The sequence below is a fragment of the Sphingomonas sp. GM_Shp_2 genome, from assembly GCF_026540875.1.
Lineage (GTDB): Bacteria > Pseudomonadota > Alphaproteobacteria > Sphingomonadales > Sphingomonadaceae > Sphingomonas > Sphingomonas carotinifaciens.
Genome location: NZ_JALNUQ010000081.1, coordinates 1 through 9550 on the forward strand (window position 1 = coordinate 1; position 9550 = coordinate 9550).

Here is a 9550-nt window from a genome sequence, read left to right on the forward strand (position 1 = left end):
ATTCGGACGGCAGCGAGGCGGAGACGTGCCTGAACGGGGTGCGCTGCGTCGCGCGGGCGGGGTTCGAGGCGCTGGGGATCGCGGCGGCGACAGTACGGCTGAAGACGTCGCATGCGGAGGCCGAGCGGGTGAGCGCGCTGGCGCCGGGGGTGTATACGGTGCGCGAGCGGGCGGGGCCGGCGGGGCTGGACGTGGCGGCGTGGCCGATGGCGGTCGGGATGGAGCGGGTGGTGGACGCGGCCCTGCCGATGCTGCCGAGCCCGCGGGCGTTCACCGCGGTGAGCATGCCCAATCCGCATCTGGTGACGTTCGTGGAGGCGGTGGACGAGGCGGAGCTGGTCGCGGTGGGCCGCGCGTGCGAGGCGGCGCCAGACTGGCTGCCCAACCGGGCGAACGTCTCGTTCGTGGAGGTACGGGGCGACGCGCTGTTCGTGCGGACGTTCGAGCGCGGCGTTGGCCTGACCGACAGTTGCGGCAGCGCGATGGCGGCATCGACCTATGCGGCGTGCCTGACGGGGCGGATCGGCTGGGACCGGGAGACGGTGGTGTTCAACAAGGGCGGGCTGGTGCGCGCCGAGGCGGCGGCGGACGGCATGGTGACGCTCTCGGGCAATGCGACCTATGAATGGGCGGGATCGGTGGAGGTCGATCTGGCAAGCGAGCGCGCCTTTGGCCTGGTGATCGAGCAACGCTTTGACAAAGAATGCGACGCCTGGGAGGCGGCGAAGGTCCGAGCCTACTGAAGCGCCCACGCGCTTCCTATATCGCGGGCGTGTCGATACGCCTTGCCATTCGCGACCAGGTGCGCGGTCTTGTGGGTTCGGGCTCGGTGGACCTGTCGCGGCCGCCGGGCGATCCGGGGCTGTTCGGACCGGGATCGGCGACCTGGACGGTGCACGGCGACTTCACCGCGATGATGGTGGGGGGCATCTGCTCGCTGCTGGTGCAGATGCTGCACCCCGCGGCGCTGGCAGGCGTGTGGGATCATTCCGACTTTCGCGGCAATATGGGCGGGCGGCTGAAGCGCACCGCGCAGTTCATCTCGGTCACCACCTTCGGATCGACCGCGGCGGCCGAGAGCGCGATCGCGCGGGTGCGGCGGGTGCACGAGCATGTCGCGGGCACGCTGCCCGACGGGACGGCGTACCGGGCGAGCGATCCCCGGCTGCTGACATTCGTGCATGTCGCGGAGGTCGATTCGTTTTTGCGCGGATATCTGACCTATCGCGATCCGGCCTTTCCGGCGGCGCGGCAGGACCAGTATCTGTGCGAGATGGCAACGCTGGCGCGCGCGCTGGGCGCCGAGGACGTGCCGGAGGACCGGGCAGGCGTCGCCGCGTTCCTGGCGGCGATCCGGCCCGAACTGCGCGTCGATGCACGGACGCGGACGGTGGCGAAATTCCTGCTCAACCAGCCCTCTCCCCATCCGTCGCTGGCACCGATGAACGCGATGATGATGGGGGCGGGCGTCGACCTGCTGCCGCCCTGGGCCGCGCGGTTGCACGGGCGGATGCCGGTGGGGCCCGGTCGGCCGATGGTGCGCGCGGGCACGATGGGGATGGGCGCGGTGCTGCGCTGGGCGTTGAAGGCCTGAATCCGGCGATTTCGTTGCTATCCCGAAGGTGGTGCCGCGTCGCGCGGGCGGCGGTGCGATGATGGGGCATGAGCGCCAGTCTTCAGCAGGATGACGACCGGGTCATCTATGCACTGATTCGATCGATGTACGATGCGGACGGGGCGGTCCCGTCGCGCCGCGAATGGGAAAGACTGCGCCGCGCCGTGCAGCGGCGGCGTATCCACTGGGGCGTGCGGATCGCGATCTGCGCCGGTGCGCTGGCGGTGACGGTAATTTCCACCGGGCGGCCTTCGCCGGCACCGGTGGCGCGCGCGCCGGTGGCGGAGATGGCGGCACCGGTGGTGCCCGTGCCGATCCCGGAAGTGGTGTCGCCTCCGCCTGCGCCGGTGGCGGAGGCGCCGGTGCGGGTTGCGCGGGCCGATCCGGCGGCGGTGCGGCGGTGGCGGGCGCGGGTGAAGGCGTGGCGGGCGCGTGCCCGCGCGCGGCGTGCGCTGGCCGCGCAGGCAGCGGCCCCGGCAATCGAGGCGGCGGCGCCGGTGGCGGTGGCCGCCGCGGCGCCGGCGGTGGTGGACAACAGGCGGCCGATGACGGTCGCGGCGGTGCGATCGACCCTGCCCGTGCAGGAGAGCGACCGGCCATCAGGGGAGGATAGCAGCCATGACGCGAACCGCGCGGCAACCGGGCCGGATGGCCGTGAAAAGGAAGCGCTGGATGCGATCCGCACGCTCAGGCTGCGCTGAAATGCGGATCGGCGTGCTGCTGGCTGCCGCGTCGCTATATGCAGCGCCGGCGGCGGCACAGGAGGTTCTGCCCTATCCCGCGGTGCCCGAGACGGACGATGGCGGGGGGATGGAGCCGCAGGTGCGGCCGATGCCGGAGACCCTGCGCCCGGCGGCGGGGACCGAGATCACGCTGGGCGCGGCGACCTGGGACGGGCGGTTCGGGGGAAGGACGGGCAACACCATCTCCGCCGTGCTGCTCAATGTCCGCCAGCGGCTGGGGCCGCTGCGCATCGATGCCACGCTGCCCTGGATGCGCATCCGCAGCCAGTCGACGATCTTTACCGGGATCAACGGGACGCCGCTGGTGGTGGGACCGTCGATCCCGATGACGCGGCCGCGGCGGCAGGGCCTGGGCGACCTGACGCTGGGCGCATCCTGGCTGGCGGCGGCGCAGGACGCGGCGGGGCTGGACATCGACCTGTCGGCAAGGGTGAAGCTGCCCACCGCGGCGGATTCGACCCAGTTGTCGACGGGCAAGACCGATTATGCCTTTGGCGTGGAGGTGGCGCGAACGATGGGCGCAGTGACGCCGGTCGCACGGATCAACTACCGCGTGTTCGGCGACCCCACCGGCTGGACGATCCGCGACGGCATCGCGACCTCGGTCGGTGCGTCGGTGGCACTGCCGGGGCAGGGCATCTTCCTGCTGTCCTATGACTATGCCGAGCGGACCAGCCGGTTCATCCGGCCGGCGCACGAGATCGTCGGCGGCGCGTCCGCACCGATCGGCGACCGGTTCCGGTTGACCGCCTATGCCAGTGGCGGCCTGTCTTCGGGGGCGGCGGCGTTTTCGACGGGGGTTTCGCTGACGCTGGCGCTGTCGAACGCCCGGCGGTGACGCTCGGCGTCTGTTTGAAAACGCGCCGAGGCGCGTTTTGCCGGTGCCGCCTCTAAATTCGCACTTTCGCGAATTTCGCGAAGAACGCTCAGGCCGGCGTCAGCGGCTCGGTGGGCGCGGCGAGGATGGTGGTCAGCGTCGCCTCCGCCCATAGGGTCAGGCGGACCGGATCGTCGTTGCCGGCGGGGGGATGGACCAGCCCGGCATCGGCCAGCGCCCGCAGCCAGCGCAGCGTGACGGCAGGCGTGTAATCCAGCCGCTCGGCGATCCGGGCAAGGGTGAGCGGCCGCTGGCCCTGATGAAAGAGCAGCAGCAGGATCTCCGCCGGGGCGCCGGAGAAATAGGGCGCGCCGAGCGCCATCCGCCCCGCCAGCAACATGCCGATCGCGCGCCCGGCGATCGCCCGGCTGTCCGCGAACGCGGGTGGTGACGGCGCGACGCGGTGGGCGGTGCCGATCAACTGGCGCCCGCCAAGCCCGTCCGGTGCCATCGCGACATGCACCTGGACGCGAACATAGCTGTTGTCGGGCCGGCGATAGCGCTTGGTGATGCGAAACGCCTCGTTGCGGTCGTAGAGCCGGTCCAGCAGCGTGCGGTTGCCGGTGCGATCGTCGGGATGCGTCAGGTCGAGCATCGACCGGCCGATCAGTGCGGCGCGCGGCCAGCCCATCAGCGCGACATAATGGTCGTCGACATTCGTGAACCGTTCGAACCGGTCGAGAACGCTGGATGCGACGACCTCCCCCTGGTTGTGCATGTGCCCCTGTTCTGCCCGTTGGCGATGATCCGCTGCCTAGCCGCCCGACCGGGCGGAGAAATATCATAGGTAAGTTTCGCTGACTCTGTTTTTCACCGTTGCGGTTCGTTTGTTGGATACTTCCCCACGGATGTTGAGTACATAAGGGGAACATCGAGGCGGGGCGATGAGGGGGGCGGGAGATGGACGAGCTGATCGCGCGGAGGGACGGCACGCTGTTGCGACGCGCGGCGCCCAAGGGGGGCAGGACGGGCTGGACGAAGGCGAAGCGCAAACGCTTCCTGGATGTGCTGTCGGCGACGTGCAACCAGACCAGGGCGTTGAAGGCGGCGGGGGTGGCCAAGTCGACGCTGTACGCGCTGAAGCGGCGCGACGGGGAGTTTGCGCGCCTGTGCGGTGAAGCACTCGCCTTTGGCTATGACCAGTTGGAACAGGAACTGGTGGCGCGCGCGCTGGGGCAGATGACGAGCAACCACAATCCGGAAGAGATCGGCGAGGGCGGCAGCGAGGGGAGCGCGCTGCCGGATTTCGACCCGGTGCTGGCGATGCAGGTGCTGAAGCTGCGCGACGGGCGGGGCGGTGCCGGGGTCGGTGCCGGTGCGGGTGCCGGGCGCAAAGGGGCGGCGCCGCCGTCGCAGCACGAGCATGACGTGATGCTGCTCAAGCGGATCGATGCGATCGCCCGGCGCGTGGAACGGGCGCAGGCGGGCGGGCGTGCATGAGCCGGGGACAGGACTGGGTGCGGGCGGTGGCGGCGCTGCCCGTGGGCGAGCGGTGGCGCGAGATCCTGACGCTGCCGCCCGAACATCGTGCCGCGGTGCTGCGCGACTTCGCGGTGTGGGCGGAGCCGGGGCAGTTGCCGCCGCATGACGACTGGGCGGTGTGGCTGATGCGCGCCGGGCGCGGCTTCGGCAAGACGCGGGCGGGCGCGGAATGGGTGGTGCAGGTGGCGCGGGGCGACCCGGAGGCGCGGATCGCGCTGGTCGGCGGCACCATGGCGGATGTGGAGCGGGTGATGATCGGGGGCGAAAGCGGCCTGCTGGCCTGTGCGCGCAGTGCCGATGGCGCGGTGTGGAAGCGCAGCGAACAGGCGGTGCACTTTGCCAGCGGGGCGGTCGCCTATGGCTATTCGGCGGAAGCGCCCGAGGGGCTGCGCGGGCCGCAGCATCATGCGGCGTGGTGCGACGAACTGGGCAAATGGCGCAACGGCGACGTGGCGTGGGACAATCTGGTGATGGGCATGCGGCTGGGCGAGCGGCCGCGGCTGGTGGTGACGACGACGCCGCGCCCGACCGTGCTGATGCGCCGGGTGATGGCATTGCCGCAACTGGTGGAGACGCACGGCACGACGCGGGACAATCCTTATCTGCCCGACAGTTACCGGGCGATGATGGAGGCGTCCTACGCCGGCACGCGGCTGGGCCGGCAGGAGCTGGACGGCGAGATGGTCGAGGAGGTGGAGGGCGCGCTGTGGAGCCGGGCGCTGCTCGACCGGCAGCGGGTGCAGGGGATGCCCGAGCTGGTGCGGGTGGTGGTCGGCGTCGATCCGCCCGCCGGGATTGGCGGCGATGCGTGCGGGATCGTCGCGGTCGGGCTGGGGCGGGACGGGCACGGCTATGTGCTGGCGGATGCGAGCGTTTTGGGCGCGTCGCCCGATGGCTGGGCGCGGGCGGTGGCGGCGTGCGCGGAGCGGGTGGGCGCGGACCGGGTGGTGGCGGAGGCGAACCAGGGCGGCGCGATGGTGGAAAGCGTGCTGCGCGCCTGCGAGGCGACGCTGCCGGTGAAGCTGGTCCATGCCCGCCACGGCAAGGCGGCGCGGGCGGAGCCGGTGGCGGCGCTGTTCGAGGCGGGGCGAGCCTTTCACGTCGGCGCGCTGGATGCGCTGGAGGATGAACTCTGCGGCCTGCTGGCGGCGGGAGGTTATGCCGGGCCGGGACGCTCGCCGGACCGGGCGGACGCGATGGTGTGGGCGATGACCGAAGTGATGCTGCGCGGGCGTGGGGGCATGCCCGGGGTGCGGGTGGTTTGAGGGGGTAATTTCCCTCGTCCCTGCGGGGAGAGGGAAGGGCCCGTCGCGAAGCGATGGGAGGGTGAGGGGGTGCCAAGCAGGGGTGGCGTTTGGGGCGGCCCCTCACCCTCCCCACGGCTTGCGCCGCGGGTCCCCTCCCTTTCCCCGGAGGGGAGAGGGCATGCTGTAACAGGAGATTCACATGCGGATATTCAGACGCCGGCAGGCGGACGGAGCTGCGCGGCCTTTGCTGGGGCAGGGATGGGCGCGGTCGGGGGTGCCGATCACGGGGGGCGGGGCGCCGTCCTATGAAACGCAGGTGCGCGAGGGCTATGCGCGCAATACGGTGGCGCAGCGGGCGGTGAAGCTGGTCGCGGGCGGGGTGGCGGATGTGCCGCTGGTCGCGGGCGATCCGGCGCTGCTGGCATTGGTCCAGGCGCGCAGTGCGGGACAGTCGCTGCTGGAGACGGTGGCGGCGCAGATGCTGCTGCACGGCAATGCCTATGTGCAGATCCTGCGCGACGGCGAGGGGAATGCGGCGGAACTCTATGCGCTCAGGCCCGAGCGGGTGAGCGTGGAGCCGGATGCGGGCGGATGGCCGGCGGCGTACACCTACCGCGTGGGGGCGCGCAGCCACCGGCTGGGGGCGGACCCGGTGCGGCCGCATGTCATCCACCTGAAGGCGTTCCATCCGCTGGACGATCATTACGGGCTGGGCTGTCTGGGCGCGGCGGCGGGCGCGATCGGCATCCACAATGCGGCCGCCGCGTGGAACCGGGCGCTGCTGGACAATGCGGCGCGGCCGTCGGGTGCGCTGGTCTATGATCCGGGGGACGGATCGGTGCTGAGCGCGGAGCAGTTCGAGCGGTTGCGCGCCGAGATGGACGGCTTTGCCGGGGCGGGCAATGCCGGGCGGCCGATGCTGCTGGAGGGCGGGCTGAAATGGCAGGCGATGAGCCTGTCGCCCGCCGACATGGATTTCGTCGGCTGCAAGGCGGCGGCGGCGCGGGAGATCGCGCTGGCCTTTGGCGTGCCGCCGATGCTGCTCGGGCTGCCGGGCGACAATGCCTATGCCAATTACCGGGAGGCCAATCGCGCGCTGTTCCGCCTGGCGGTGCTGCCGCTGGCGACGGCGATCCTGTCCGGCCTGTCGCAAGGGTTGGCGGGATGGTTCGCGGATGCCGCGCTGGCGGTCGACCTGAACCGTGTGACCGCGCTGGCCGAGGAGCGGCAGGCGCTGTGGGCGAGCGTGTCGGCGGCCGACTTCCTGAGCGCGGAGAAGAAGCGGCATCTGGTGGGGCTAGCATGACGCTGGCGTTCGCGGGCTATGCGGCGGTGTGGGACCGGGTGGACCGCGCGGGCGACGTGATGCGGCGCGGCGCCTTTGCCGGGGCGGGGCCGGTGCCCCTGCTGTGGCAGCACCGGGGCCACGCGGTCGGGCGGATCGACGGGTTGCGCGAGGATGCGACCGGGCTGTGGACCTGGGGGCGGATCGACGATCCGGCGCTGGCGCCGCTGGTGCGCAACGGGACGGTGGCGGGATTGTCGGTGGGATACCGGCCCGAGCAGGTGATGCAGGGCGCGCGGCGCGCGATCCTGGCGGCGACCCTGGTCGAGGTGAGCGTGGTCGCGGTGCCGATGCAGCCGCTGGCACGGATTTCCGAAGTTTCTTGTGGGGGAGTGGAATGATGGACGTGATCGAACGGCCGGTGCTGGACGGGGCGAGCGCCAAGCGGGACGGTGCCTTTGCCGGCTTCGTGCGGACGGGGGCGACGGTGGAGCTGAAGGCGTTCACCGGCACGACCGGCGATGCGGGCGGCTATGCCGTGCCGCGCGAGATCGATGCGACGATCGATGCGGTGCTGAAAAGTGCCTCGCCGATCCGGGGCATCGCCAATGTGGTGAAGGTGGGGTCGGCCGGGTATCGCAAGCTGGTCACCACCGGGGGCACGCCGTCCGGCTGGGCGGGCGAGACGCAAGCGCGGCCGGAGACGGGCACGCCCGTCTTTGCCGAGATCGCACCGCCGATGGGCGAGCTGTTCGCTAATCCGTCGGCCAGCCAGGCGATGCTGGACGATGCCGCCTTCGACGTGGAGGACTGGCTGGCGGGCGAGATCGCCGCGGAGTTCGCGCGCGCCGAGGGGGCGGCGTTCGTGGACGGCGACGGGGTGAACCGGCCGCGCGGCTTCCTGCGCGCGCCGATCGCGGCCACGGGCGATGCGGCGCGGCCGTTCGGGACGCTGCAATATCTGGCCAGCGGCACGGCGGGCAATTTCGGGGCGGATGCGGGCGAGCGCCTGATCGATCTGGTGCAGATGCTGCGCGCGCCGTACCGGCAGGGGGCGTGCTTCGTGATGAACGCGGCGACGGTGGCGCGCATCCGCAAGCTGAAGACGCTGGACGGCCGCTTCCTGTGGGCGCCCGGGCTGGTCGCGGGCCAGCCGGCGACGCTGCTAGGCTATCCGGTGGTGGAAGCCGAGGACATGCCCGACATCGCCGCCGATGCCCCGGCGATCGCGTTCGGCAATTTCCGGGCGGGCTATCTGGTGGCGGAACGGTCTGAGACCGCGATCCTGCGCGATCCGTACACGAACAAGCCGTTCGTGACCTTTTACGCGACCAAGCGGGTCGGCGGATGCGTGAGCGATTCCCAGGCGATCAAGCTGATGCGCTTCTCGGCGAACTGAGCCGGGAAAAGGCGGGGCAGCCGACAAGGGGCTGCCCCGTAGTTCAGGGAGGAAGCCGAACCACACAGGGGGGAGGTGGAACGGCTGGGCCGATGTCCGAGGGGGTCGGGCAGCGGCCGACTCACCCTTTGGCGGTAAACTGTGACGCCCATGTGTCGCTGTGTTGCCGCCATGTTTCCGGAAGGATGCAAAATAATGATCCAGGGACTGGCGGCGTTGCCAGCGGCGGCGGTGGCCGCGGCGGCTGGCGCGGTGGCGGAGCGCGTCCACCGCGACGGCGTGGAGCCGGCGATCGCGGCGGCGGCGGTGACGGCCGCGGAGGATTTCTGCGGCCGCGTGCTGATCGCGCGCGATGCGGTGCAGGTGGTGGAGGCGGGCGGCGGCTGGCAGGCGCTGTTGCACGGACCGGTGCGCGGCATCGCGGGCGCGCATCCCGTCGACATCGATGCCGGCGGCACCGGCTGGGTGCGCGTGGGTGTGCGCACCACCGTGCGGTACCAGGCGGGGCTGGCGGAGGACTGGGCCGCGCTGCCGCCCGGGATCGTGCAGGGGATCGCGCTGTTCGGCGCGGTGCTGGCGACCGACGGGGCCGATGCGCCGCTGCCCGCCGGCGTGACGGCCCTGTGGCGGCCATGGCGGCGGGTGCGGATCGGAGCGCGCCGCGCATGAGTGCGCGGGAAGCGGTGGGACGGGGCGTGCTGGCGGCGTTGCAGGGGATGGCGGGTTGCCCGGTATTCGATGCGACACCGGCACGCGCGCGCGTCCCGTTCGGAGTGGTGGGCGAGCCGGTGCTGCTGCCCTGGCCGGCGAGCGGCGTGGAGGGGTGGGAAGCGCGCGTGACGCTGTCTCTTATACACATCTGACGCTGCCGACGATAAGGCTCGTGTAGATCTCGGTGGTCG

12 protein-coding genes are annotated in these 9550 nt (G+C 71.5%); 11 read left to right on the forward strand and 1 reads right to left on the reverse strand.

Annotation, left to right across the window (positions count from 1 at the left end):
* From OXR08_RS18080 to OXR08_RS18095, 4 genes are all read left to right on the forward strand, one after another.
* Positions 1–743 (forward strand): diaminopimelate epimerase (locus OXR08_RS18080; protein ID WP_267351994.1); only part of this gene is annotated, 743 nt, incomplete at its 5' end.
* 29 nt (positions 744–772) lie between these two features.
* Positions 773–1594, forward strand: a complete 822-nt coding sequence (locus OXR08_RS18085) for an oxygenase MpaB family protein (protein WP_267351996.1) — start codon at positions 773–775, stop codon at positions 1592–1594.
* Between the two features lie 68 nt (positions 1595–1662).
* Complete coding sequence (locus tag OXR08_RS18090) at positions 1663–2316, forward strand: hypothetical protein (protein WP_267351998.1); 654 nt, start codon at positions 1663–1665, stop codon at positions 2314–2316.
* A gap of 13 nt (positions 2317–2329) precedes the next feature.
* Complete coding sequence (locus OXR08_RS18095) at positions 2330–3196, forward strand: transporter (protein ID WP_267352000.1); 867 nt, start codon at positions 2330–2332, stop codon at positions 3194–3196.
* A gap of 88 nt (positions 3197–3284) precedes the next feature.
* Here OXR08_RS18095 and OXR08_RS18100 read toward each other — a convergent pair whose 3' ends face one another.
* On the reverse strand, positions 3285–3953 hold the full coding sequence (locus OXR08_RS18100; RefSeq protein ID WP_267352002.1) for a PAS domain-containing protein: 669 nt from the start codon (positions 3951–3953) through the stop codon (positions 3285–3287).
* A gap of 182 nt (positions 3954–4135) precedes the next feature.
* On the opposite strand from OXR08_RS18100, the gene OXR08_RS18105 reads away from it, so the two are divergent.
* The 7 genes from OXR08_RS18105 (at position 4136) to OXR08_RS18135 (ending at position 9511) form a co-directional block, all read left to right on the forward strand.
* Positions 4136–4675 carry a hypothetical protein gene (locus OXR08_RS18105; RefSeq protein ID WP_267352004.1) on the forward strand — a complete coding sequence of 180 codons (540 nt, stop codon included), beginning with the start codon at positions 4136–4138 and terminating at the stop codon, positions 4673–4675.
* Positions 4672–5982, forward strand: coding sequence for a terminase family protein (locus tag OXR08_RS18110; protein ID WP_267352007.1), 1311 nt, complete (start codon positions 4672–4674; stop codon positions 5980–5982). Before OXR08_RS18105 ends, OXR08_RS18110 begins: the two co-directional genes overlap by 4 nt.
* A 181-nt stretch (positions 5983–6163) precedes the next feature.
* On the forward strand, positions 6164–7270 hold the full coding sequence (locus OXR08_RS18115) for a phage portal protein (RefSeq protein WP_267352009.1): 1107 nt from the start codon (positions 6164–6166) through the stop codon (positions 7268–7270).
* Positions 7267–7650 carry an HK97 family phage prohead protease gene (locus OXR08_RS18120; protein WP_267352010.1) on the forward strand — a complete coding sequence of 128 codons (384 nt, stop codon included), beginning with the start codon at positions 7267–7269 and terminating at the stop codon, positions 7648–7650. The genes OXR08_RS18115 and OXR08_RS18120 overlap by 4 nt, the downstream gene beginning before the upstream one ends.
* Positions 7650–8648 (forward strand): phage major capsid protein, encoded by a 999-nt coding sequence (locus tag OXR08_RS18125; protein WP_267352014.1) that lies wholly within the window; start codon positions 7650–7652, stop codon positions 8646–8648. Before OXR08_RS18120 ends, OXR08_RS18125 begins: the two co-directional genes overlap by 1 nt.
* A 195-nt stretch (positions 8649–8843) precedes the next feature.
* Complete coding sequence (locus OXR08_RS18130; protein ID WP_267352011.1) at positions 8844–9317, forward strand: hypothetical protein; 474 nt, start codon at positions 8844–8846, stop codon at positions 9315–9317.
* Positions 9314–9511: a hypothetical protein gene (locus tag OXR08_RS18135; protein WP_267352012.1), complete on the forward strand. Its 198-nt coding sequence runs from the start codon at positions 9314–9316 to the stop codon at positions 9509–9511. The genes OXR08_RS18130 and OXR08_RS18135 overlap by 4 nt, the downstream gene beginning before the upstream one ends.
* The last annotated feature ends 39 nt before the right edge of the window (positions 9512–9550 follow it).

Bases quoted from the DNA above. Each gene is read 5' to 3' on its own strand.
- OXR08_RS18090 (WP_267351998.1), top strand. From the start codon at position 1,663: ATGAGCGCCAGTCTTCAGCAGGATGACGACCGGGTCATCTATGCACTG.
- OXR08_RS18135 (WP_267352012.1), top strand. From the start codon at position 9,314: ATGAGTGCGCGGGAAGCGGTGGGACGGGGCGTGCTGGCGGCGTTGCAG.
- OXR08_RS18130 (WP_267352011.1), top strand. From the start codon at position 8,844: ATGATCCAGGGACTGGCGGCGTTGCCAGCGGCGGCGGTGGCCGCGGCG.
- OXR08_RS18115 (WP_267352009.1), top strand. From the start codon at position 6,164: ATGCGGATATTCAGACGCCGGCAGGCGGACGGAGCTGCGCGGCCTTTG.
- OXR08_RS18110 (WP_267352007.1), top strand. From the start codon at position 4,672: ATGAGCCGGGGACAGGACTGGGTGCGGGCGGTGGCGGCGCTGCCCGTG.
- OXR08_RS18105 (WP_267352004.1), top strand. From the start codon at position 4,136: ATGGACGAGCTGATCGCGCGGAGGGACGGCACGCTGTTGCGACGCGCG.
- OXR08_RS18120 (WP_267352010.1), top strand. From the start codon at position 7,267: ATGACGCTGGCGTTCGCGGGCTATGCGGCGGTGTGGGACCGGGTGGAC.
- OXR08_RS18125 (WP_267352014.1), top strand. From the start codon at position 7,650: ATGGACGTGATCGAACGGCCGGTGCTGGACGGGGCGAGCGCCAAGCGG.
- OXR08_RS18100 (WP_267352002.1), bottom strand. From the start codon at position 3,953: ATGCACAACCAGGGGGAGGTCGTCGCATCCAGCGTTCTCGACCGGTTC.